This is a genomic window from Leucobacter rhizosphaerae (assembly GCF_022919175.1).
GTDB lineage: Bacteria > Actinomycetota > Actinomycetes > Actinomycetales > Microbacteriaceae > Leucobacter > Leucobacter rhizosphaerae.
Genome location: NZ_CP095043.1, coordinates 973,533 through 997,516, shown reverse-complemented (window position 1 = coordinate 997,516; position 23,984 = coordinate 973,533). Strand labels below are relative to the sequence as shown.

General features: G+C 70.1%; 21 protein-coding genes. 9 read left to right on the top strand and 12 right to left on the bottom strand.

What is annotated here, in order from left to right:
• Window positions 1–117: 117 nt before the first annotated feature.
• Together MUN76_RS04540 and MUN76_RS04535 are read right to left on the bottom strand one after the other, a co-directional pair.
• Entirely contained in the window at window positions 118–432 is a 315-nt protein-coding gene (locus MUN76_RS04540; protein WP_244687537.1) for an EthD family reductase, read from the bottom strand.
• Between the two features lie 50 nt (window positions 433–482).
• Window positions 483–2,168 carry an amidohydrolase gene (locus MUN76_RS04535; protein WP_244687535.1) on the bottom strand — a complete coding sequence of 562 codons (1,686 nt, stop codon included), beginning with the start codon at window positions 2,166–2,168 and terminating at the stop codon, window positions 483–485.
• 304 nt (window positions 2,169–2,472) lie between these two features.
• Here MUN76_RS04535 and MUN76_RS04530 point away from each other — a divergent pair, with 304 nt between their 5' ends.
• A complete protein-coding gene (locus MUN76_RS04530) occupies window positions 2,473–3,303 on the top strand; it encodes an SDR family NAD(P)-dependent oxidoreductase (RefSeq protein WP_244687534.1) in 831 nt (276 codons plus the stop codon).
• 44 nt (window positions 3,304–3,347) lie between these two features.
• Here the strand turns inward: MUN76_RS04530 and MUN76_RS04525 are convergent, their stop codons facing one another.
• The 8 genes from MUN76_RS04525 to MUN76_RS04490 all read right to left on the bottom strand — a co-directional run bounded on the left by MUN76_RS04525 (window position 3,348) and on the right by MUN76_RS04490 (window position 12,601).
• Window positions 3,348–4,043 (bottom strand): ABC transporter ATP-binding protein, encoded by a 696-nt coding sequence (locus MUN76_RS04525; protein ID WP_244687532.1) that lies wholly within the window; start codon window positions 4,041–4,043, stop codon window positions 3,348–3,350.
• Window positions 4,040–5,812, bottom strand: a complete 1,773-nt coding sequence (locus MUN76_RS04520; RefSeq protein WP_244687530.1) for a branched-chain amino acid ABC transporter ATP-binding protein/permease — start codon at window positions 5,810–5,812, stop codon at window positions 4,040–4,042. Before MUN76_RS04520 ends, MUN76_RS04525 begins: the two co-directional genes overlap by 4 nt.
• Window positions 5,799–6,674: a branched-chain amino acid ABC transporter permease gene (locus MUN76_RS04515; RefSeq protein WP_244687528.1), complete on the bottom strand. Its 876-nt coding sequence runs from the start codon at window positions 6,672–6,674 to the stop codon at window positions 5,799–5,801. Before MUN76_RS04515 ends, MUN76_RS04520 begins: the two co-directional genes overlap by 14 nt.
• A gap of 158 nt (window positions 6,675–6,832) precedes the next feature.
• Window positions 6,833–8,014: an ABC transporter substrate-binding protein gene (locus tag MUN76_RS04510; protein ID WP_244687526.1), complete on the bottom strand. Its 1,182-nt coding sequence runs from the start codon at window positions 8,012–8,014 to the stop codon at window positions 6,833–6,835.
• A 70-nt stretch (window positions 8,015–8,084) separates the two neighbouring features.
• Complete coding sequence (locus MUN76_RS04505; protein WP_244687524.1) at window positions 8,085–8,927, bottom strand: MoaF C-terminal domain-containing protein; 843 nt, start codon at window positions 8,925–8,927, stop codon at window positions 8,085–8,087.
• A gap of 240 nt (window positions 8,928–9,167) precedes the next feature.
• Window positions 9,168–10,130 carry an AraC-like ligand-binding domain-containing protein gene (locus MUN76_RS04500; RefSeq protein WP_244687522.1) on the bottom strand — a complete coding sequence of 321 codons (963 nt, stop codon included), beginning with the start codon at window positions 10,128–10,130 and terminating at the stop codon, window positions 9,168–9,170.
• A 98-nt stretch (window positions 10,131–10,228) separates the two neighbouring features.
• Entirely contained in the window at window positions 10,229–11,518 is a 1,290-nt protein-coding gene (locus MUN76_RS04495; RefSeq protein WP_244687520.1) for an aspartate aminotransferase family protein, read from the bottom strand.
• Between the two features lie 54 nt (window positions 11,519–11,572).
• Window positions 11,573–12,601, bottom strand: a complete 1,029-nt coding sequence (locus MUN76_RS04490; protein WP_244687518.1) for a phosphotransferase enzyme family protein — start codon at window positions 12,599–12,601, stop codon at window positions 11,573–11,575.
• Window positions 12,602–12,743: 142 nt separating this feature from the next.
• Here MUN76_RS04490 and MUN76_RS04485 point away from each other — a divergent pair, with 142 nt between their 5' ends.
• Window positions 12,744–13,430, top strand: coding sequence for a TetR/AcrR family transcriptional regulator (locus tag MUN76_RS04485; RefSeq protein ID WP_244687516.1), 687 nt, complete (start codon window positions 12,744–12,746; stop codon window positions 13,428–13,430).
• A gap of 72 nt (window positions 13,431–13,502) precedes the next feature.
• On the opposite strand, the gene MUN76_RS04480 is transcribed toward MUN76_RS04485, so the two are convergent.
• A complete protein-coding gene (locus MUN76_RS04480) occupies window positions 13,503–14,945 on the bottom strand; it encodes an HNH endonuclease signature motif containing protein (protein WP_244687514.1) in 1,443 nt (480 codons plus the stop codon).
• A 318-nt stretch (window positions 14,946–15,263) separates the two neighbouring features.
• Between MUN76_RS04480 and MUN76_RS04475 the strand changes: the two genes are divergently transcribed.
• Entirely contained in the window at window positions 15,264–15,677 is a 414-nt protein-coding gene (locus MUN76_RS04475; RefSeq protein ID WP_244687513.1) for a DUF1622 domain-containing protein, read from the top strand.
• A 156-nt stretch (window positions 15,678–15,833) separates the two neighbouring features.
• Here MUN76_RS04475 and MUN76_RS04470 read toward each other — a convergent pair whose 3' ends face one another.
• Window positions 15,834–16,403 carry a TetR/AcrR family transcriptional regulator gene (locus MUN76_RS04470; protein WP_244687511.1) on the bottom strand — a complete coding sequence of 190 codons (570 nt, stop codon included), beginning with the start codon at window positions 16,401–16,403 and terminating at the stop codon, window positions 15,834–15,836.
• Between the two features lie 166 nt (window positions 16,404–16,569).
• Here MUN76_RS04470 and MUN76_RS04465 point away from each other — a divergent pair, with 166 nt between their 5' ends.
• The 6 genes from MUN76_RS04465 (at window position 16,570) to MUN76_RS04440 (ending at window position 23,980) form a co-directional block, all read left to right on the top strand.
• Entirely contained in the window at window positions 16,570–18,228 is a 1,659-nt protein-coding gene (locus tag MUN76_RS04465) for a CocE/NonD family hydrolase (protein WP_244687509.1), read from the top strand.
• Window positions 18,225–18,686, top strand: a complete 462-nt coding sequence (locus MUN76_RS04460; RefSeq protein WP_244687508.1) for a DUF3237 domain-containing protein — start codon at window positions 18,225–18,227, stop codon at window positions 18,684–18,686. The genes MUN76_RS04465 and MUN76_RS04460 overlap by 4 nt, the downstream gene beginning before the upstream one ends.
• A gap of 74 nt (window positions 18,687–18,760) precedes the next feature.
• Window positions 18,761–20,404, top strand: a complete 1,644-nt coding sequence (locus MUN76_RS04455) for an ABC transporter substrate-binding protein (RefSeq protein WP_244687506.1) — start codon at window positions 18,761–18,763, stop codon at window positions 20,402–20,404.
• Window positions 20,405–20,412: 8 nt separating this feature from the next.
• Window positions 20,413–21,372 (top strand): ABC transporter permease, encoded by a 960-nt coding sequence (locus MUN76_RS04450; RefSeq protein WP_244687504.1) that lies wholly within the window; start codon window positions 20,413–20,415, stop codon window positions 21,370–21,372.
• Window positions 21,369–22,232: an ABC transporter permease gene (locus MUN76_RS04445; RefSeq protein WP_244687502.1), complete on the top strand. Its 864-nt coding sequence runs from the start codon at window positions 21,369–21,371 to the stop codon at window positions 22,230–22,232. The genes MUN76_RS04450 and MUN76_RS04445 overlap by 4 nt, the downstream gene beginning before the upstream one ends.
• A complete protein-coding gene (locus MUN76_RS04440; protein ID WP_244687500.1) occupies window positions 22,229–23,980 on the top strand; it encodes an ABC transporter ATP-binding protein in 1,752 nt (583 codons plus the stop codon). The genes MUN76_RS04445 and MUN76_RS04440 overlap by 4 nt, the downstream gene beginning before the upstream one ends.
• Window positions 23,981–23,984 lie beyond the last annotated feature (4 nt).

Genomic DNA, 23,984 nt, shown 5'->3' with positions numbered 1-23,984 from the left:
CGGTCTGCGGGGTCTGTGCGGTCCAGCGGGGTCTGAACGGCCAGCCGACTCAGTGCGTCGGCGTCCGATCTGCTCTTCTGCCGCTCAACACTTCTGCCGCTCTACACTTCTGCTGCGTTACTTTTCTGCCGCTAGCGACTCCACCGCGTAGGTGAGCACGGTCGAACCGCCAGTCGCGTAGTTCGCGACGTCGGCCTGCACCGCTTTGCCCTCCGGCGAGCTCAGGGCGGCGCCCAGGGCCGCCTCGTCGAAGAAGCGCGCGTGGAACACGGCGAAGTACGGCCCGGCGCCGGGCTCGGCGATCCCGATCGCAAACGAGATGTCCTGCACCCCGGGCAGCTGCGCGCAGAGCGGTAGGTGAACGCTGCGATAGTGCGCCTCGAAGGCGGCGCGGTCGACGGGTTCGGGGTAGAGCACGGTGAGCTGGTGCATTGCGGGTCCTTTCTGGAGATCGGCTGGGTGGGGCTCCCGAGCGTATCGGGTCAGTCGCGGGAGTAGACGCGCCGCCCGGCGAACCAGGTCTCGGTCACGGTCGTCTCGACGAGTCGGTTCGCGGGCTGGTCGAAGGGATCGCGATCCAGCAGCACAAAATCCGCGGACTTCCCGGGGGTCAGTGATCCGACCTCGTCGGCCAGGCCCATCGCCTCGGCCCCGCCGATGGTGAACGCCGCGATCGCCTCGGGGAGCGTGATCGCCTGCTCCGGCCACAGCGTGCCCGGGTACTGGCCGCTCGGATCCTCGCGGGTGACGAGCCCGTGGATGCCCTCCCAGGCGTTCGGAGACGGGGAGACGGGCCAGTCCGAGCCGCCGGCGACGATCGCACCCGCGTCGAGCAGGGAGCGGTTCGGCTGCATCTGGTCGGCGCGCTCGCGGGGCAGCACCTCGCGGATCGCCTCGACGATGGGGCCCGGCACCCAGATGAAGGGGGAGATGTCGGCGGAGACGCCGAGCGGAGCGAAGCGGCCGATGTCGTCCGGGTGCACGAACTGCCCGTGGGCCACCTGGTAGCGGGTGTCGGTGAACCCCTCGCCGCGGAGGACCTCGACGGCATTCAGCACGGCGTGCACCGAGGCGTCGCCGGTGCAGTGGATCTTCGCGGAGAGCCCCGCCACCGCGACCCGGCGCAGCCAGTCGGTGAGTTCTGCGGGATCGAGCAGCGTGTCGCCGTGGAAGTGATCGCCGTGCACGTCGTCGGGCAGGTACGGCTCGATGAACGCGCCCGTGCGCGTGGGCGGCACGCCGTCGAGGAAGATCTTCACGAAGTCGGGACGGTGGTGCTCGGTACGGTAGCGCTCGCCGTCGAAGACGAGATCCTCGCCCACCCGGGCGAAGCCGAAGATCTCGTCGTTGATGAGCAGCGACGACACCACCCAGGCGTCGAGTTCCCCGGCCGCATCGAGGGAGCGGAGCGCCTCGAGGATGTGTGTCGACACCCCGGCGTCCTGGAAGGCGGTGACGCCGTAGGAGTTCAGAATCTCGACGCCGCGCTGCGCCGAGCGGCGCTCCTCGTCAGCGGTGAGGGCGCCTGCGGCCTGCTGGGCGCGGGCGACCGGGAGCCCCGCCGCCTCGAGCAGCACGCCCGTGGCGCGCCCCTCGGGATCGAGCACCACTCCCTCCTGGCCGGCCTCGACCCTCGCAAGCGCCATCGCCCGGCTGTTGACCCAGCGGTTGTGGTGCGAGTCGTCCGACAGCATCACCGGGCGGCCGTCGGCCGCCGCGTCGAGCTGCGCGAGGGCGTCGGCGGTGCTGATCTCGCCGAAGCGGTCGCTCGCCCAGGGGCCGCCGACGATCCAGGCGTCGGGGGAGAGACGCGCGGCGTGATCCCGCACCGCGGCGACGATGCCCGCGAGGTCTGCCCCGATCGGGACCCGCAGCTCGAACAGCTCCTCCTTGCCGGCGAGGAAGTGGTGGTTGTGCACGTCGACGAGGCCGGGCATGAGGAAGGCGCCCGACAGGTCGCGGATCTCCGTGTCCGGCCCCGCAAGGGCATCGAGCTCGCTGCTCGTGCCGACCGCAGTGATCCGGCCGCCCGACACCGCGACGGCCTCGGCCCACGGCCGGTCGGCGTCGACGGTGTAGACGCGCGCGTTCGTGAGGATGAGGTCGGGGGCGGTGCCCTGGTCGCGCGTGTGCTCGTGCGGTGCTGGCTCGTGCGGGGTGCGGGTCATCGTTGACTCCCTGGTGCGTCGGGGCTGAGTGCTGCGTGGATCGGGTCTCCACCCAGTATTTCAGCGGTTCGTCGCCCATCGTTGACTCTGTGCGAAGACTGGTGGAACGAGAGCGCTCGGCTCCTCGTGGCCGGTCTGTGAGCGAGGAATGATGGGACGTGGCGACGGCGCCGCCAGGAGCGTGGCGCCCACGACACAGGCCTCAACCGAGGCAGAGAGACAAGCCTCAACCGAGGCAGAGAGACAAGCCTCAACCGAGGCAGAGAGACAAGCCTCAACCGAGGCAGAGAGACAAGGACGTTTCATGGGAACCACAGACAGCGACGTGCAGGGCCGCGTGGTCGTGATCACGGGCGGCGGTACCGGAATCGGAGCGGCGATCGCCGAGCGGTACGCCGCGGAGGGGGCGAGTGTGGTCGTCGTCGGGCGGCGGCGCGAGCCCATCGAGGAGGTCGCCGCGCGGATCGGTGGGACCGCCATCGTCGCGGACGCGTCCGACGCGGCGTCGGCCCGGGCGGCCGTGGCCGAGATCGTGGAGCGGCTCGGCGGCATCGACGTGCTCGTCGCCAATGCGGGCGGACACGGGTTTGCGGCCGTCGGCGATACCACGGACGACGACTGGAGTGCCGCGATCACTGTGAACCTGTCGACGGCGTTTGTGATGGCACGCGAGGCGCTGCCCGCGCTCCTCGGCGACGGAACCGGCCACCGCGGCGGCGAGATCGTGATCGTGTCGTCGCTCGCGGGGCTGTTCGCCGGCCCCTCCGTCGCAGGCTACACGGTCGGGAAGCACGCGCTCATCGGCCTGACGAAGAGCCTGGCGCGCGACTACAGCCGCCAGGGCGTCCGCGTGAACGCCGTGTGCCCCGGATGGGTGCGCACGCCGATGGCGGACGCGGAGATGGACGAATTCGCGAGCCACTCTCCCGAGATCGCCGACCGCGCGGCCGGGTACGCGGCGGTGACTCGCGACGTCCCGCTCGGGCGCCCGGCCGAACCCTCGGAGATCGCGTCGATCGTGCGCTTCCTCGGCTCGCCCCAGTCGTCGTACATGACGGGCGCGGTGCTCGTCGCCGATGGTGGTGCGCACATCGTGGACCTCCCGACGGTGGCGTTCGAGCACGCCGGGATGTAGGGCTGGGAGTGGGTGGGGTCGCGTCGAGACGACCCCACCCCGCATCAACTCCCGAGGTACGCCGCGCGCAGCAGCTCCGGATCCTCCTCGAGCGCGGCCGCCGGCCCCTGCGGGTGACTCACGCGACCCGAGGACACGACCATCGCCTCGTCCGCGATCCCGAGCGCGAGGTGCGTGAACTGCTCCACGAGCAGCACCCCCACGCCCGACGCGGCGATGCTCTGAATCACGGGCAGGATCCGCATGAACACCACGGGCGCGAGCCCGAGCGACATCTCGTCGATCAGCAGGAACCGGGGCTTCGACGCAAACGCCCGCGCCAGCACCACCATCTGCTGCTCGCCGCCCGAGAGCAGCACGGCCTGCGCGTCGATGCGCTTTTCGAGCTCCGGGAACGAGGCGAGCACCTCCGCGAGCCCCGCCTCGGTGCGCGCGGTCAGCATGATGTTCTCGCGGACCGTCAGCGACGGGAAGATCGCACGCCCCTGCTCGATGTGGGCGATGCCCGCGCGGGATCGCTGCACCCGGCTCCACTTCGCGATCGAGTCGCCGTCGACGGTGATCTCGCCCGCAGAGTGGGAGATCACCCCCGACACGGATTCGAGCAGGCTCGTTTTGCCTGCCCCGTTCGGGCCGACGAGCGCGAGGATCTCGCCCTCGCGCAGTGCCAGGTCGACTCCGGAGATGACCGGGCCCGCGCCGCGGCTCACCGTCACCCCGGTCAGTTGCAGTGCGCTCATGAGCTGATCTCCGCATCTCCCATGTAGGCCGCGATCACGGCCGGATTCTCCAGGACCTCCTGCTGGGGCCCCTGCGCCAGCACGCGCCCGAAGTCGAGCACGGTGATCTCGGTGCACACGGTGCGCACGAGGTCGAGGTCGTGCTCGATGATGACGATCGCCGTGTCGAACCGCGACGGGATCCGCGTCAGCCGCTGCCCGAAGAGCAGGTGCTCCTCGTGGGAGAGCCCAGCCGCGGGTTCGTCGAGGATCAGCACCTTCGGCCCTGACAGCACGGCGGCCGCGACCTCGATGAGCCGGCGCGTGCCGACGTCCACGTTCGACAGCCGCTCGTCGGGCGGCGGGCAGCCGAGGAACGTCAGGGCGTCGGTGAGCTCGTCGATGTCGATCCGCTTGCGGGTCACGAACCGCACGTACGCCTCGACCGTGAGCTGCGGCGGCACGCGATCCTGCTGGAAGGTGCGCCGTAGACCGTGCCGGGCGCGGGCCGCGGGCGCCTGGCGGGTGATGTCCTGCCCGTCGAGGATCACGGTGCCGGTGTGCTGCGGCAGGAAGCCGCTCACCGCGTCGACGAAGGTCGACTTGCCGGCGCCGTTCGGCCCGATGAGGCCCATGATGGATCGGGGCCGGACGCGCAGCGACACGTCGTCGAGGGCCTTGAGCGCCCCGAACTGCACGCCGAGCCCGGACACCTCGAGCACGGGCGGCGCGTCGGCGGGCACCGGCTCGGCCGCCTCGGGCACCGCGAAGACGTCGAGCACACTCGTGCCGACGTCGCTCGCGCCCAGCGCGCCGACCGCCGCGCTCGCCTCCGCGCGTCGCTTCGACCGACGTCGGAACAGGCTCCGGATCCCCTCGCCGAGGTTCGATCCGCTCGTGAGCGCCTGGATCCCGAGCAGACCGAAGATGACGAAGCCCCAGTCCTGCGGCACGCCCCACTTCTTCAGCAGTTCGGGGACGAGCACCCAGAGGATGCCGCCGAACACCGCCATGTCGATGAGGTACGCGCCGCTCATCACGGCGAGGATGTACAGCGCGAGCGACTGCAGCGGCGTGAAGCTCGATGCGAACGGCAACTGCACCTGGCCGGCGAGGAGCCCACCCGAGATGCCGCCGAGCGCCGCGCTCACGGCGAACGCCGAGAGCTTCGCCGCGCTCACACTCTGCCCCACCGCGGCCGTGCCGCGCTCGGAGAACGCCACGGCTTTCCAGCTGCTGCCGATCCGGCTGCGCTGGAGCCAGGAGATGAGGAGCGCGCAGATCACGAGGACGATGACGGCGAAGAAGAAGTACTCGCGGTCGCTCGAGAACGACTCGGGGCGCTCGACGGCGATGCCGTCGACGGAGCCGGGGAACTGGATCTGCACGAGCATGACGTCGAAGGCCGCGGCGAAGCCGAGGGTGACGACGGCGAGGTTGACCCCGCGCAGGCGCAGCGCCGGGAGTCCGATGAGGATCCCGGCGAGTCCGCCCGCAACGCCGCCGGCGAGGAGCCACACCGGGAATCCGCCGGGGATCTCGTTGACGCTCATCCAGGCGACGACCCACGCGCCGATGGCTGCGAAGGTGAGCTGGGAGAGGGCGATGATGCCGGCGGAGCCGGTGACGACCCCGAGGCCGATCACCGCGATGATCGCGGTGATCGCGCTGATCCCGAGGAAGACGTAGTACCCGGAGAGCCTGACGCTGAGCCCCCAGCCGACCGCGAGCGCGACGACGGCGACGACGATGGGGATGACCGGGCGGAGTCGACGGTTAGCGAGCAGCATCCCACACCTCCTTGCGCTGCGACCACAGCAGCAGAATCACGATGAACAGGAACGGGATGAAGTTGCGCACGAACGATACGGCCGGGATCTGCGCCACGATCCCGGAGATGACTCCGAGCGCGAGGCCGCCGACCACGGCGAGGTCGAGGCGTTTGAACCCGCCGAGCAGGGCCGCGGCCGCCGCCGGGATGATGAGCATCGACAGGCTGATGGCGTCGTTCGACTGCGACGGCGCGATCACCATGATCGTGATCGCAGAGATGGCACCCGTCACGGCCCAGACACCGATCGAGAGCGGCTTGGCCGCGATCCCGATCAGCTCGGCGGTCGTCGGGCGCTCGGACAGCGCACGCAGTTTAGTGCCGACCGTCGTGCGGCGGAGCAGGATCGAGCAGGCCACGGCGACGACGATCGCGAGCAGCACCATCACGACGGTGACCCAGCTCACGACGACGCCGGCCACCGAGAACGCCGGGCCGGAGAGGATCGGTGCGAACGGCTGCGGCTTGTTGCCGAAGAGGATGAAGGACAGCGAGATCAGCATGAGGAGTGGCGCGACCGTCATGGCGGAGCGGAGGGTCACGGTGGCCTCCGACAGCCAGGTCGCGGCGACCCAGCCGATGATGCCGCTGAGGAGCGCACCGACCAGAATGCCGATGATCGTCGCGAGCCAGGTGGGGAGACCGAGCTCCGAGGCGAACCACACCGCCGAGAAGGCGGCGAACATGCCGGTCGCGGCCTGAGCGAAGTTGACGACCCGCACGAGGCGGGACATGAGCGTGAGGGTGACGGCCAGGACGGCGTAGAGGCCGCCGGAGGCGAGTCCCGCGAGCGCGCCCTGCAGGAGCGCACCGCCGTTCACGGACGGCTCCGCGAGCGGGAGAGAGTTGAGCTGTAACGCATGGGGATCCTTCAGGGCGACGTGCCGGTCGAGTGCGCGGAGCGGGTCGCAGGCTCCGGGGGAGATGCGACCCGCTCCGCTCGCTCAAGCTGCGGTGGGTGACGGCAACGGGTGACGGACTATCCGGCGGGGATCATCAGCCAATCCTCGGCCGACTTCTCCCAGGCGCCGGTGCCCGACTTCAGCACCACCGGCCACGCGCCGGGCTCGAAGTCCTGCGCGGCGACCTTCTGGAACTGGTACGGGGCGGCGACCATGGGGTTCTCGATCGGCTCCATGCTCTGCAGGGCCTCGGCGACGCTCTCGCGGGTGATGTCGCCGTCCATGCCCTCGAGGACCTCCAGGAAGTAGGTGGCCGCGAGGTAGCCGCCCTGGCTGAAGGAGGTGAGCGCGATGTCGTTCTCCTCCATCAGGGACTTCCAGTCCTCGTTGATCTCGTTGTCCTCAGTGAAGGGGTAGAACTCGGCCGGCACGTGCACGCCGCCGCCGGTCCAGTCGAGGGCCGCCGCGAAGTTCTCGCTGTAGACGCTGGTCAGGAAGAGGAACGTGACGTCGTCCCAGCCCTGCGCCTGGGCGGCCTTCACCTGGCCGATGGCGTCGGGCTCGATGCCGTTGACGGCGATCGCCTTGCAGCCGGCCTCCTTGGCCTTCACGATGTACGGGGTGTAGTCGGACCCGCCGTAGGGCACGGTGTCATCGACGAAGAGCGGCTCTTTGCCGGTGATCTCGGTCCAGCGCTCGACACCGGCCATGTAGGCCGGCTGCGTGGATCCTGCGATCTCGAGCAGCACGCAGATGTCATCGAGGCCGAGGTTCTCGGAACCGTTGAGGAGCGTGAGCGTCATGTCGTTGAACGGGCCGATGTTCACCGGTGCGATGTTCTCGGTGTTGAAGCAGCCGGTGTCGACGCCGATGCCGGGCATGGAGTACACGCCCTCCTGCGCGTAGTAGTCCTGGTTGATCTCGCACTCGATGAGCGAGGCGCCGCCCACGAGCGCGACGACCTCGTCGCTGCCCACCAGTTCGCGGGCCGCGGCCGTCGCGGAGGCCGGGTCGCCCTTGTCGTCGACCGTGTTGTACTCGATCATGTGGCCGTTGACGCCGCCGTCGGCGTTCGCGCGGTCGAAGACCGCCTGCGCCGCGGCCGAGGCCTCGGGGAACGTGGCCGGGCCGCTCAGCGTGTTGACGGAGCCGATCTTGATGGGGGCGCCGTCGCCACCACCGTCACCTCCGGCGCAGCCGGTGAGCGCCAGGGCCGCCACCGCGGTCATCGCGGCGAGTCCAGCGATTCGTTTCTTCATGGGAGTTCCTCTCGGAGTGGGCAATGCAGGAGTGGATGATGCAGGAGTGGATGATGCAGGACTGGAACACTCACACGGGTTGCACGTCGGGGTAGTCGACGGAACCGATGGGGTAGATGTGGCCGCCCCCGCGCGAGTGCTCGGCGTCGCCGTCGCCGTTGATGCCGAGGAAGACCCCGGTGGTCATCAGCTGATAGCCGAGATCGTGGAGCCAGACGCTCGCGACGGCGATGCGGAACTCGCGGAAGCAGAAGAGGTAGAGGCCGTCCGCGAACTTCCAGACGGTCGAGAGATCCATGTCGCCGTGACCGCGCTGCACCCCCTGCACGCACTGCCAGGCGTAGCGCTCGCTCGAGATGTAGACGTGCTCGTAGAGGTGGTGCGGGCTGTAGCGGTAGAGGTTGCGCTTGCCGATGAGGTCGCGCGAGGGGCCCGGGATCTCTCCGGAGGGATCGCCGCCGTCCGTGACGGCGGACCAGAAGGTCTGTCCGACCTGGGGCTCGCCCTCGACCGCGACCTCGGCGATCTCGGATCGTGCGACGAGTGCGCGGTGCGTGGACTCCGAGTAGACGACCGTGATCGCCTCGCGTTCCCGGGACTCCAGGGGCAGGTGGACGAACACGACGTCGGTGCGCACCCGAACGGCATCGTAGGGATCGGTGTGCTCGCCGTCGGTCGCCAGGGCGCCGGTGCCGCCCCAGGCGACGGAGTCGGCGCCGAAGGTGAGGGTGAGGGTCGAGCCGTCGTCGAGGGTCAGCGCGAGGGCGGACCCCGCGAGCGAGGTGTTCGCGAGGCGGTAGGTGTCGATCCCGGCGGCGAACTCGTCGTAGCTGCGCCACTCGTTCGGATCGGCCGCAGTCAGGTCGGCGGCGGCGAGGTCAGCCGCGGCTGCAGGAGTACTGGGGGACGTCATAGGCCCGGATCCTCTCGGAGTGCAATGGGTCACTCGCGAGCTCCGGGGCCTCACTCGGAGCCGGTCGGCCCCGACCACCCCGGCGCTGGAGTGTGGTGCTCTCACTGTATGGACGAGCGTGCACGGTCGCAGCGCTCTCTGCGGCGTGAGTCAAGGGTCGTGCCCGATTGGTCAACGAGTGTCACAACTCGATCACGCGGTGGGGTGGGAACTACCCCCAGCAGGGAGGCGCCACGCCGATTACGGGCGGCGGATCTCGCTGGGGGAGACGCCGTATGAGGACTTGAACACCCGGCTGAAGTGCGCGGCGTCGGTGAAGCCCCAGCGGGCCGCGATCGCGGACACGGTGCGGTCGGCGATCACGGGGTCGAGCAGGTCGGCGCGGCAGCGCTCGAGTCGTCGCTCCCGGATCCAGGTGGAGACGGTCGTGTCGGCCTGCTGGAAGAGCGCGTGCAGGTGCCGGGTCGAGATGTAGTGCGCGGCGGCGATGCTGCCCGGGGAGAGGGTCGCCGACGAGAGGTGCTGGTCGATGTACGCGTAGATCTTCTGCAGGAGCACCTGGTGCGGATCCCGGTGCGCGGGATCCGCATCGAGAATGCTCGACAGCATCGTGCTGACGAGGTCGAGTCCCGTGCGCGCGAGCTTCGTACGCACGCGCTCGTCGAGGGTCGTGAGCTGCGCGGGGAACTGCGACAGGAAGGCGGTGATGACGGGCGCGAGTCCGCTGTGCTGCTGGCCGAGCGACACCGCCGTCAGCTGCTCGGTGAACGGGATCGGGAGCTCCAGGCGATCCTTCGGGAACATCATGATGAGGTTGCGGAACTCCTCCCCGAAGATCAGGGAGTAGGGCCGCGACGTGTCGTAGATCGACAGGTCACCGGGGCGCATGACGACCTCGCGGCCGTCCTGCACGAGGATGCTGCTCCCGGACAGCAGCAGGCTCACCTTGTAGTAGCCGCTGCCGCCGCTCGCGATCGTCTCGGGGGTGCGCTCGATGAGGTGGGGCTTCGCCGCGACCTCGGTGAACGCGATGTTGTCGGCGTCGATCGAGGTCATGCGCGCGGCGAACGGCTCCGGGCGGTCCGTGGTGACGCGCAGCGGCACGAACGACGACGAGACGAGGCTGCGGAAGGCCCCGAGACTGTCGGTCTGCGTGGGCGCGTGCGCGGCCCGCGATGCACCTGAGGTCTGTGACGTCTGCATGCCGTTCCCCTCTCACGTGATCTCCCGGTCACCGCGGCGTCGCTGCGGGGGCACCCGGGTTCGGCTGTCGTGCTGTGAGTCCTCGCCTGGTCGAGAGACTACACCACAACCTCGGCGAGCGTCTCTTGGAGAGCGCTGAGGAGGGTCGGGAGCTCGCGCTCGCCGAAGGCCAGCGGCGGCCGCACCTTCAGCACACTCTCGGTCGGCCCGATCCGGGAGATCAGCACGTGCCGCGCCTTCATGCCCTCGACGACCTGCTTCGCGATCTGGGGCGCCGCGACTCCGTCGACCGCGAAGTCGAGTCCGAGGAACATCCCGGCGCCCTTGGCGGAGCGCACGAAGTGGTGCTCCTGCACGAACTCGTCGAGGGCGACGCGAGCCTCGGCGCCGAGGATCCGGGCGCGCGCCATGAGCTGCTCGGCCGCCATCTCCTGCAGCACGGCCTCGCCGACCGCCGCCGATACCGGGTTGCCGGCGAAGGTGTTGAAGAACTCGTTCTGCGACCCGAACTCGTCGAGGATCGCCTCGCTCGTCACGACCGCCGACATCGGGTGCCCATTGCCCATCGGCTTCCCCATTGTGACGAGATCCGGCGTCAAGCCCGCATAGGCGTGCCCCCACATGTGGGTCCCGGTGCGACCGAAGCCGCTCTGCACCTCATCGGCGATGACGAGGCCGCCGGCCGCGCGCACTCGGTCGGCGATCCCCGAGACGAGCCCCGACGGCACCCGGGGCATGCCCTCGGTGGAGAACAGCGGGTCGAACAGGCAGGCCGAGACGCCGTACCCCGCCTCTTGCAGGGAGACGATCGCCGCGTCGAGCTCCGCGAGGGTCTCGGCGAGCACCTCCTCCTCGGGGCGCGCGTCGCGGTCGAGGTCCGGGATCCGGAGCGTGCGCACGTGGTCGCCGAGCGGTTCGCGGGTCTTCAGTCCCGTCGTCATCTGCGCGAGGGTGATCGTGGTGCCGTGGTAGCTGTAGTCGGACACGATGAGACCGGTGGTGCCGGTGTGCTGGCGGGCGATCCGGAGCGCGAGTTCGTTCGCTTCGGAGCCCGAGTTGCCGTAGAACACGCGATCCAGCGCGGGCCGACCGGGCACCGGATCGAAGGTCGCGAGCAGCTGCTCGGAATAGTCGTAGATGCGCTCGTTCAGGTAGCGGGTGTGGATGTTGAGGGTCGCGGCCTGCTCGCTCAGCGCGCGTACCACGCGGTCGTTCGCGTGGCCGACGTGGGGCACGTTGTTGTAGCCGTCGAGGTACTGCTCGCCGCTGGCCTCGGTGAGCCAGACGCCCTTCGCGGAGACGAACTGGAGCGGTTCGGTGTAGAAGAGGGGCGAGTACGGGCCGATCGTGCGGTTGCGGCGGGCGAGGAGTTCGGCGTTCGTGGGCATCGGGGGTCCTTGCTGTGCGGGCGGCGGGCGGGCCGCGGGGGAGACGTCGGGGGATCAGCTCGCGAGGAGCTCGCGGGCGAGACGAACGGTGTGGGGGAGGACCGACGCGGCCAGCCACTCGGCCGTGTCCTCGCCGCGGCGATCCGCGGCCCACCCGAGGTAGGTGAGGCTGCGCGCGAGCAGGATCGCCGGGAAGACCGCGTGGTCGGCGGGATCGAGCGGGCGCACGGCCTCGTAGCCGGCGAAGAGCGCGTCGCGGTACTCGAGGTACCGCGGGTGCGGGGTGAAGAAATGGATCGCCGTGGCGAGATCGAAGAGGTGCCAGCCGCGGGCGAAGTCGTCGAAGTCGATGAGCACGAGGCCGCGGTCGGTGCGGAGCACGTTCTCCGGGGTGAGGTCGGAGTGGATCGGGCCGAAGCGGCCGGCGGGCGTGCCGTAGGCGCCGAGCTGTTCGCGGATGCGCTGGATCGCGGCCTCGATCGTCGCGCGATCATCGCCGGTGAGCTCGGCGATCCGGAGCGGGTCGCCCCACGCGAATGACGGACCGACCAGACCCTCCAGGTCCCAGTCGTCGCGGGGCACCGCCATCTCGTAGCCCGAGCGCTCCGTCGCGTCGTGCACCTCGGCGGCGAGGCGGCCGAGCGCCGCGAAGTCGGCGCTGTCGAGCGCCGCGCTGCCGTCGACACCCGCACGCTCCGCCCCGAAGTTGCCGTGGTTCTCGAGGTGGAGTTGCAGGTCGACCTGGTGGATTCCGGCCGGGTGATCCGCGCCGACCGCGCAGAAGCCGCGCCCGTCGGGGGCCGAGACGAAACTCGGCACCGCGACCCCCTCGGCGTGGAGGGCGCGAACGAAGTCCAGTTCGCAACCGAGCTCGGCGTCCGAGTGGTAGCCCTGGCGGTGCACGCGCAGTACGTAGCGGGTCGGCTCGGTGCTGCCGAGTGCCTCGGACCCGTGATCCGTGAACGAGAAGACGAAGTTCTCGCGGTTCTTCAACAGGGTGAGCGGAGTCGCAGGATCGATCCCGAAGGTGTCGAGAGCCTCTCTCGCGAGGGTGGTGGCGGCGGTGAGATCAACGCTGGTCATGCCTGTCCTTCCTGTGACGTGCCCTTACGCTAACACGCTTCGGGGCAGAAAACTATATTCGGAGTACAGAAAGTGAATTCAGGATTCAAGAGGTGCGCGCAACGACTGCGGGCGGGAGCGGGGCGACCCTAGGATGGACAGCATGGACTCGACGGAGGCGACCGACCATGAGGCGTCGGAGCAAGGGGCGTCGGAGCATGGGGCGTCGGAGCAGGGGCGGCCTGCTCCGGAGGCTCTGAGCCTGCGCGAGCGTCGTCAGTTGCGAACGCGCACCGAACTCGTCGACGCGGTGCTCGCGGTGATCGGCGAGGTCGGGCTGCCGGAGACGAGCATCGATCGTATTTCTGCGGCCTCCGGGATCTCCCGCGGCACGGTCTACGCGCACTTCCCAGGCGGGCGCGACGAGTTGCTGCGAGCCGCGTATGCGAGGCTGGGCCGGGATCTCGTGGCCCGAACGCGCGAGGCGGTCTCGGTGGCGGAGGGGTGGCAGGCGAGGATCGTCGCGCACGCGCGGACGATGTTCGACCTCGCCGACGACCCGCGTATCGGGCACTTCTACAACGTCTCGGGACCGGCGCTCATCGTGAGCGGTGCGGAGCGCGGGATCGGCTCCGGTGCCAGCGCCTCGATGATGCGCGAGGTGCTCGTCGAGGCCCAGCGCGCCGGAGAACTCGACGAGACCCTCGATGTCGACGCCGTCGCCGCGCTCCTCGTGGGTGCGCTCCGAGAGGCTGCGACGGGGGTTTCGGCGGGGGACCGCACGGCCGAGCAGACCTACGCGGCCTTCGCGAGGCTCGTGGCCGGTCTGGGCTCGTCGCCCGCAGCCTGAGGCACGGGTGCTTCTTTCGATGTGAGATCCATGTTCGACGGAAGCCCCAGAGATGGCGCAGGCGCCAGAACGTCAGAAGGGTGGTGGAGCGTGTGCTCCGCTGCTGGTCTCGCCTGGTGACTGTGACTCCCGGGTGCGCGGCTGCCGCGAAGGTGGGATCGACACTCTCCGGAATCTGACCGCGCTGGGTGCTCGTTCGGGGTATGGGGTGCCGGCGGGGCTGGTCCAGGTGAGGGTGCCGTCTCGGGTTTGGGTGACGGTCCACCTGCTGTGGTGCTTCAGGGTGTGGTGTCTGCGGCAGAGGTGTGCGAGGTTGGTGCTGGTGGTGGGTCCGCCGTGTGCGGCGTCGAGGGTGTGGTCGATGTCGCAGCGTGCGGTGGGGGTGTGGCAGCCCGGGAAGCGGCAGTGCAGGTCTCGTGCCCGGAGGAACTGCCGGAGTTTTGTGTTGGGTCGGTAGGTGTCGACGGAGAGCACGGTGCCGGTGTCGGGATCCACCGTCACTTCTTCCCAGTGGGTGGCGTTGCCGGCGAGGTGTCTCGCGGTGTCGGTATCGATGGGCCCGTATCCGGCGAGGGTGGCCGGCGGGACGTGGCTCGTTACGTTCGCATCTGAGCTGTCGCCGTCATTGCTGACCTGCTCCTTCGGCACGATGACCTGGACCCGCGCCTGGATGCCCGCGATGCCGGTGAGGCCGCTGCTGGCGGCCTGGTTGGGGTCGCTAGCGAGGAGCAGGTCCGTGAGGAGGTCGGCACGGATCTGGTCCATGGAGCGGACCGTCGGGGCCGTGGCTGCTGATTCCCCTTCGGATTCCCCTGACGGTGCGCCGCTGCCCGGTTCGGTACCCAAGCCAGAGACGTTATGGGCCTGATCATCGGCCCGGGCCTGTTCGTGCTGCTTCACTAACCGTGCCATCTGGGTGAGTCGGTCCTTGATGCCGGAGGCGTAGACCGCGGGAAGGGTGGCGGTGAGGTCGGCCATGCCGTCGCCGAGTTCCACGACCCGCACCATGCGGCAGGCGCGGGCCTCCCGGTGTCGGTCGTCGAGGGTGCGGTCCGCGAACCGTTCCGCGAACTCACGAGCGACCGGCCGCAACCGGCCCACCGTGTTGGTCTCCGCGACCTCGAGCACCGCGGCCGCGTATCCGGCACGGGACTGAGGATCGGTGAGGATGCTCCCGGCGTCAGTGATCACCGTGGCGTGGGCCTGTGATATGCGCCCGGCTGTGAGTGCCGCCATGACCGTGGGGTAGTGCTCGACGAGGGTGCGTGCCCGGCTGATCCGGCCCGCCATCGTCCGATCCGATTCGTGCACGGCGGCCGCGAACTCCGCCGCGACCGCACGATGCTCGAACTCCCCATGATCCGTGTGCCCATGCCGCGCCGCAACCAGAGCAGCGAGCTCGTCACCCAAAACGAGCAGCGCGGCCTCGGCGGCGTGGAGGGTGTTGATCTGGGCGCGGATCTTCACGAGCGACGCGGCCAGGATTGCGTACGCCGGAGCGGCAAGATCCGCCACCCGGCCAGCCGAAGACCCACCAGGCCCAGCAGACGCAGCACGACCAGCTTCCGGACCCGCGGTGCTGCGGTCCGTGACGGGAGGCTCGGTGGTGGTGCGCATGCCCGCAGTCAACCAGCACCCACCGACATTCACGGACCGAAAATCACCCAATCGAGCCCGAGCCCAGAAACATTCCCGAACCCGAATATGCGCTGGGAATCGACCGCGAGCTATTGGTCGCCCACACCCCGGTGTGCATTGGCGCACCCCCGCGGGACCCATCCACACCGGTCCCGACTCTGGATGCCCTGCACCACCCGCCGCTAGGCTGACCACATGCACACTGAGGGGCTGTTCGCCATCGTCGTCACCGTCATCGAGGTGATCGGCGTCATCGTCGTGGTCATCGGTTTTGTCATCGCGGCCGTGCTCGCTGTCCGGGCGCTCCGACGCGGTGCGGGAGGCACTGCGTCGTATCAGGCGCTCCGCACGACGATCGGCGGGTCGATCCTGCTCGGGCTCGAGATCTTCGTGGCGGCGGACATCATCCACACGCTCTCGGCCCCCTCGTTCGAAGATGCCGCCGTGCTCGGATTGATCGTGCTCATCCGTACCGTGCTGAGCATGTCGATCCAGATCGAAATCGAGGGGACGCTGCCCTGGCGGCGGGCGCTCCTCACGAGTGGTGGGGAGGTCGTTGCGAGGTCGATCGCCAACGAGGCTCGGTCGGCCCGCGCAGACGTGCAATAGTGCCGGTTCGGCGCCCATCCAGCGCTGAGCCGACCTAGGTCAGGTGAAGCAGCACCAAAGAGTCTCGGCACTGTCAGCGAGCGGGGTGCCCGCCAGTCAGCAAACGAGCCCGACCGGCCACACCAGCCCACGCAGTCACCCGGCTCACGAAGCCCCCTACAGTGTCGTCAGCAGCGCGTCGATCGCCGCCCGCGTGCGGTCGGTGCGGTCCGCATCCTGGTTGAAGTCGCCCATGAACACGTTTCCGAGCGCGGCGGCGATCACGGCGTCCGCGACGGCCTCCCGGTGCGCGGGATCCGCGTCGGGCTTCGCGACCACGATCAACTCGGCGATCCGCGATCGAGCCGACGAATACGCCGCGGTGAGCACTTCGGCGATCTCCTGCGAGGATCGCGACAGCTCGACCAGCCCGAGCACCACCGCGTTCTCGTCGGTCGACGCTACGAAGTCGGGCCCGAAGAGGTAGTCGAGCGCGCCCTCGAGGGTGTCGACGCTGTCGGGCAGCACGGCGGGGGAGCCGCCCTCGGGTGCGTAGAACGCCCGCGCGGTGTCGAGCAGCAGCCGATCCCGATTGCCGACGAAATGGCGGACGTGGCCGCGCGACATCCCGGCGGTGTCGGCGATGCGATCGAGCGTCGTGCTGCTGATGCCGTGCGCGGCAATGGTCTGCAGCGTCGCCTCGATGATCTGTTCGCGGCGCTCATCGGCGACGGACGGGCGGGCCATCGGATCTCCCTTCGCTCGGGTGTCTCCACGCAGAATATCGGGAAACCTCGTATTCCAGGATTCTAGTCTAGTCAGACTTGACTATTTACTCCGAAGTCCGTAGCGTACCCATCACACCCCGCGACGGAACGGTCCGAGCGCGGGTTCCGAGTCTCGAAGGAGCGACATGCCGGACATCCTGCACCTCACCCCGGCCGCCGAGGGCGACCTCTCGCGGCCGGCGCGCGTGCGCACCCGCGACGGGGTGCGGCTCGCGACGGACGTATACCTGCCGAGCGGCGACACCAGCCCCGGCGACACGATCCTGATCCGCCTGCCGTACGACAAGAACGGCGAGTACACGTTCATCCCGCTCGTCGCCGAGTACTTCATGCAGCACGGCTACCGGGTCGTGGCGCAGGACGTGCGCGGCAAGTTCCGGTCCGAGGGCGACGCGCTGCTCTTCGTGAACGAGGCGCGCGACGGCGAGGACACGCTCGACTGGATCGTGCAGCAGCCCTGGTCGAACGGGCGCGTCGCGATGTGGGGCGACAGCTACTACGGCTACACCCAGTGGGCCGCCGCCGCGAGCGGGCACCCGGCGCTCCGTGCGATCGCACCGCGGGTGACCGGCACCGGCCTGGGGGAGCCGGTGCGCGCGCACTCGGGCGACCGGACTCGCGCGGTCGAGTGGGCGATCACGAACCTGTACCCGCTCACGCACTTCGCCGCGAACGATACCTACCTGTGGGATCTCGACTGGTCGCGACGGGACTTCGCCGCCCAGGCCGAGGCGTTCATCGCCGGTCTCGACAAGCGCCCCCTCTCCTACGACCAGTGGGTGCCCCACGCGGTGTCGCTGCCGCGGTTCCCGCAGGGCGATCCCTTCGCCGGTCGCTCAGTGCCCGTGCTGCACACCATCGGCTGGTGGGATAACTGCGCACCGCTGTCCTGGGCCGACGTCGCCGCGATCGAGCAGCGCCCCGCCTGGGCGCTCCACCACCACCTCCGCATCGAGGCGATCGACCACGAGAGCTATCAGCTGCTCGAGGCGCCCGAGGATCGGGTCGAGGATCGCACGGAGGCCCAGATCCGGGCACTGCTGCCGCGGACGCTCGATCCCGCACTCGCGTTCTTCGAGGTGTTCGTGCGCGGCAACGGCTCGCCCGCGGACATTCCGAGGGTCGAGTGGAACCTCGCGGGCACCGAGGAGATGCGGGTCGATGAGGCCTGGCCGCCGCGCGCGGCGCGTGCGGTCGAACTCGCGGCCGGGGTCGGCGGCACGCTGAGGGAGGATCGCGCGGCCGATGCCACCGAGGTCTCGTGGGTGCACGACCCGATGGATCCCGTGCCCTCGACCGCACCTGACGCGTTCTCCTACCTCCTCGCGCTGCCCGACGAGGCGCCGCTCGGCACGCGCGACGACGTGCTCGTCTTCGAGTCGGCGCCCGTTTCCGAGCAGGTCGACTTCGCCGGCCCGGTGTCGGCCCGGGCCCGGGTGCGCTCCACCGGCCCGGTGATGGACTGCTTCGTCCGCCTGCTCGACGTGGCCCCCGACGGCACCGCCGTGCGGATCGCCCGCGGGCAGCGCCAGCTGCGCGACGCGACCACCGCCGGCGCCCTCGACATCGATCTCGGCCAGCTCGGCTACCGACTCGCCCCGGGCCACCGCCTGCGCGTGCACGTCGCGAGCACCGACTACCCCGAGTACCTGCCGCAGCCCGGTACCGGCGCAGACCCCTGGACCGACGGCGTGACGACCGTCACCAACACCCAATTCCTCGAGATCGGCGGGCCCGAGGGCCTGGCACTCACCCTCACTGTCCTGGACGGAGCCCTCTCATGACCCAGCCCACCCTCGAATTCGCCTTCGAACTCCGGGTCGACGTCGCCCCGGACGTGCACCTCGGCCGCGGCGCCGACGAGGTGCTGAGCTTCACCCCGATCACCGGGGGCACGGTCTCGGGGCCCTTGCTCTCCGGGGTCGTCCTGCCGGGCGGCGGCGACTGGGCCGTCACCCGCTCCGGCACCGCGGAGCTGGAGGCGCGCTATCTCGTGCGGGCCGACGACGGCGCGGCGATCGACGTGCTGAACCGGGGCTACTTCCGGGCGACCGACGAGGCCGCCGCGCGGATGGCGCGCGGCGAGAACCTCGCCGAGGACGATCCCGGGGTGTACTTCCGCACCGCCCCCGTCTTCCAGACCGACGCGCCGGCGCACCGCTGGCTCGCCGAGCACCAGTTCATCGGGCTCGCCCGCGACGAGGACGGCCAGGTCTGCGTCCGGGTCTTCGTCGTGCGCTAGGTCCGATCCGGATCCACCAGCATCAGCCCCCACACTCCACCCAGACCATCCAGCACTCCCGAAAGGACCACATCATGCACCGAACCGGACTCATCGCCGGCCTCGCGCTCGGCACCGCCGCCCTGCTCGCCGTGACCGCGTGCGCGCCGCGAGACGGCGGCAGCGGCACGACCGCGGCCCCGATCAGCGCAGATCAACTGGTCGCCTCGCTCCCCGCCGCGACCACCGCCGTCGACGAGGTGACCTGGTCGGTCGTCGAGGGCGAACCCGCGACGCTCGACCCCGGCGCCTCCGCCACCGTCATCACTCCGAACCTCTGCGACAACCTGCTCGCGCTGCAGCCCGACTTCTCCATCGAGGCCGGGGTCGCGACGAGCGCCGAGTGGGTCGATCCCGTCACGTTCGTCATCGATCTCCGCGACGACGTCACCTTCTGGGACGGCACCCCGATGACCGCGGCCGACGTCGTCTACAGCCTGCAGCGCAACCAGAACCCGGCGTCGCAGTGGTACGCGGCGTTTGTGCTCATCTCGAGCATCGAGCAGACCGGCGACCACCAGGTCACCGTGCGCTTCACGGCTCCGGATCTCGGCTTCCGCGACGCGATCGCGGGTGGCGGCGGGGCCGTGATCAGCAAGGCGTTCGGCGAGGCCGCAGGCCCCGCGCTCGGCACCTCGGACGCCGGTCTCATGTGCACGGGCCCCTACGAGCTCGCGGAGGGCGGTTGGACGCCCGGCAGCGAGATCGTCACGACCGCGAACCCCGACTACTGGGGCGGCGCGCCGCTCGTCGAGACGCTCCGCTACGTCTTCGTCACCGACGGCTCGACGCTGACCACGGCGCTCACGGAGGGGGAGATCGACGGCGCCTACAACGTCTCGCCCGGATCCCGCAGCGCCTTCGAGGCGGACGGTGCCGGCAGCCTCATCCTGGGCCCGTCCACGGCGTCGTTCAGCTTCGGTCCGGCGACGTCCGAGGGCCCTGCCGCGAACCCGCAGATCCGGCAGGCGCTCAGCCTCGCCATTGATCGCGAGCAGTACCTCGACACCGTGCTCAACGGGCTGGGCGAGGTGCAGAAGACGATCGTGCCGCCGTTCACCTTCGGCCAGACCGAGGCGCACGACATCTATCAGGCCGGCTACGACGCCCTGGCAACCCCCGAGGTCGACCTCGAGGCTGCGACCGCGCTCGTGGAGGAGAGCGGGGAGGATGTGAGTCAGCCCATCGTGCTCGCCGTGCCGGCCGGTGCCAAGGAGTTCCAGCAGACCGCCGCGATCGTGCAGGGCGCAGGCCAGTCGATCGGGCTCACGGTCGAGATCAACGAGATGCAGCCCGCCGATTTCGGGGCGATGTTCTACGATCCGGCCGCGCGCGACGGCATCGACCTGGTCGCGACCCAGGGCTACCTGGAGACGCCCGGGGTGCTCGGCTACCCGTCGCTCTTCATGCTCCCCGAGGATCAGGGCGGCGTGTTCAACTGGAGCGGCTACTCGAACGACGAGGTGACGGCGCACATGAACGCCGCGCGCACGGCCACCGATCCGGAGACCGCCGCCGACGAGTTCGTCGCCGCGCAGGCGATCTTCGCGCCGGATCAGCTCCAGGTGACCCTCGCCGGCTCGTACCAGCTCACCTACCTGTCGGACGACCTGACCGGCGCGGTCACCTCGATCGCCATCTTCAGCAGCCCCTGGGCGCTGCACCTCGGCGCGAAGTAGTCCGACCGATGCACACGCTCGTCATACGCACCCTGCTCGAACGGCTCGGCGGACTCCTGCTGACGCTGTTCCTGTCGAGCGTCGTCATCTTCTCGGCGCTCCTGCTCACCCCCGGCGATCCCATCGCGGCACTCGCCGGGGGTGCCAAGCCCAACCCCGAACTGATCACGCAGATCCGCGCGGAGTACCACCTGGACGACCCGATCTGGCTGCGCTACGTGCAGTGGCTCGGCGGCGTGATGAGCGGCGACTTCGGCCGATCCTTCGTCTACAAGACCGATGTGCTCGACCTCGTGCTGCCGCGCTTCGGCGTGACATTCCAGTTGGTACTGCTCACCGTCGTGTTCATCCTGATCTTCGGGGTGGGGTCCGGGATCCTCGCCGCGACCCGCGGCGCAGTGGTCGACCGCACCGTCGCGATGGTGACGGCGCTCGGCATGGCGCTCCCGACGTTCGTCGTGGCGATCCTGGTGATCTGGATCTTCGCGAAGAGCCTCGGCTGGTTCCCCGTCTTCGGAGAGGGATCGGGTGGGCTCGACCGGTTGTGGCACCTGGTGCTCCCCGCGGTCTCGCTGTCGGTGATGTTCATCGCGTACATCAGCCGCATCACGCGCAGCTCTCTCGTCGCGCAGCTGCACTCCGAGCACGTCGAGACGGCGCGGGTGCGGGGTATTCCGCGCGGCCGCATCTTCCGCGTGCACGTCTTCCGCAACGCCGTGCCCCAGATCCTGGCGATCTCGGGCACGACCGTGGCCGGCCTGTTCGCGGCCGCGGCCATCGCCGAGCAGGCCTTCGGCCTCGGCGGCATCGGTTCGCTCCTCACGGAGGCCGCGGCGCGCAAGGATCTCCCCGTCGTGCAGCTCGTGTCCCTGCTGCTCGTCACCATCTTCGTCGTTCTGAATGCGGTCGCCGACGTGCTGAGCGCCGTCATCGATCCGAACACCGTCACCACCGGGAGGCGCGCATGAGCGTCGCACAACTCGCAGCCGGCCGGTCCCCGAGAGCGGCCACCCGCGCGGCGAAGCGCGACTGGATGTTCCGGGTCGCGCTCGGGATCTTCGGGATCGTCGCCGTGCTCGCGGTGATCGGCCCCTGGATCGCGCCCGTCGACCCCACCGAGCTCTACGTCGGCGACGTCAACGGCGTCGCCTCGCTCGCCCACCCGTTCGGCACGGACGACGTGGGACGCGACATCCTGTCGCGGGTGCTCGCCGGCGCCCGCTCGAGTGTGGTCGCCCCGATCCTCGTGGTGCTGCTGTCGACGCTCGCCGGCGCGACCCTCGCGGTGCTCGCCGCGTGGTTCGGCGGGGCGGTGCGCGGCACGATCGCGCGGCTCGTCGACGTGATCTTCGCGATCCCGGGCCTCGTGCTCGCCGTGCTCGCGGTGGCGATGTTCGGCAAGGGACTCACCGCACCGGTGATCGCACTCTCCATCGCGTACATCCCGGTCGTGGCTCGCCTGACGCAGACCGCGGCGGCGCGGGAGCTCAACAGCCCGTACATCGCGGCGCTCCGGGTGCAGGGCGTCTCGAGCCTCGCGATCTGCTTCCGCCATCTCGTGCCCGCGCTCGTGCCGGTGATCGCCGCGCAGATGGCCGTCGGCTTCGGCTACGCGATGCTCGACCTCGCGGCGATCTCGTTCCTCGGCCTCGGTGAGCAACCGCCGAGCGCCGACTGGGGATCCATGATCGCGAGCGGGCAGGCCGGGATCCTGGCCGGAGCCCCCGAGCAGTCGCTGTTCCCCGCCATCTTCGTCGTGCTGACCGTGCTCTCCGTGAGCATCATCGGCGCGCGCGTCACCATCTGGGCAGAGGAGAAGGACCGATGACCGCAGCGCCCGCAGAACACGGGGCGACCCGCCCGCCCGGGCCCGTCCTGGAACTGGACCGGCTCTCGATCGCCACTCCCGACCGCACGCTCGTGCACGACTGCACACTCTCGGTCGCTGCCGGCGAGGCAGTCGGGCTCGTGGGCGAATCGGGATCCGGCAAGACGCTCTCGGTCCGCGCCGTGGCGGGCCTCCTGCCCGCCCACTTCTCGACCGGCGGTGAGATCCGGATCCTCGGGCAGGACATCGCCGCGATGCCGGCGCGCGAGCTGCGCGAACTGCGCTCCCGTCGCCTCGGCATGGTGTTCCAGACGCCGCGCGCCCACCTGAACCCGCTGCGCACCATCGGCGACTTCCTGACCGAGGCGCTCGTCACCGTCGCCGGGGTGAGCCGCAGCGCGGCACTGGCCCGGGCGGCGGACCTGCTCGACGAGGTCGGGATCCCGGACCCCGCGCGCCGACTGCGCCAGTTCCCGGCCGAGCTCTCGGGCGGACTGCTGCAGCGCGTGATGATCGCGGCGACGCTCGCAATGGATCCCGAGATCCTGCTCGCCGACGAGATCACCACCGCGCTCGACGTCACGACGCAGGAGGAGGTGATGGCGGTGATCGGCGACCTGCGGCGGCACCGGGAGCTCTCGCTGCTCTTCATCACGCACGACCTGGCGCTCGCGGGGGCGGTGTGCGATCGTGTCGCGGTGATGCGGGAGGGGCGGATCGTCGAGACCCTGCACGCCGCGACCATGCGGCAGGATGCGCGCGAGGCCTACACCCGCGTCCTGATGTCGGCGGCGCTCGACGCCGCGCCGGTGGTGGATCCCGGAGACGCCGCGGCGGCGGCGCCGGCGGCGTCCGGGTCAGCTGCCGGGCCCGCTCCGGTGCTCACGGTGTCCGGACTGCGCAAGACGTTCCGGGTGCGCAGCGCGCACGGGGGCGGGCGCGAGACCCTCGTCGCCGTCGACAATGTGGACCTCGAACTGCACGCGGGCGGGTCGCTCGGGATCGTGGGGGAGTCCGGCTCCGGCAAGTCGACGACCGCCCGGATCATCTGCGGACTCGAGCACGCCGACGCCGGCACGGTCACCGTCGAGGGTGCGGACTGGAGCCGGCCCGCGCGAGGCGGCGCGGAGCGGCGCACCCGCGCGAAGACCATGCAGATGGTGTTCCAGGATCCCTACCAGTCGCTCGATCGCCGGCAGACCGTGCGGCAGTGCCTCGCCGAAGCGGTCCGCGTGCACCGCCGGAGCGATCCGCCCGAGGCCGTGGCGAGTCGCATCGCGGAGCTCGCGAAGCAGGTGCACCTCGACCCGGCGCTGCTCGATGCCCGGCCGCGCGGGCTCTCGGGTGGTCAGCGGCAGCGGGTCGCGATCGCTCGGGCGCTCGCCGCGGATCCGCGGATCCTGGTGCTCGACGAGGCCGTCTCGGCGCTCGACGTGACGACGCAGGTCGAGATCCTCACCCTGCTCGACGGCATCCGCCGCGACACGGGGGTGGCCCTGCTCATGATCACCCACGACCTCACGGTGATCCGGCGGCTATGCGACCACGTGGTCGTGATGCGCTCGGGGGCGATCGAGGAGAGCGGGCCGTCGGAGCAGATCCTCGACGACCCGCAGGCCGAGTACACTCGGGTGCTCCTCGACTCGATCCCGCGCGAGGGTTGGCGCCCGCGCCGCCGCCGGCCGAGCCGGACCGCGGCGATCCCCACCGTGACACAGATCCATACGATCCCCGACCTGGAGGAGTGACCCA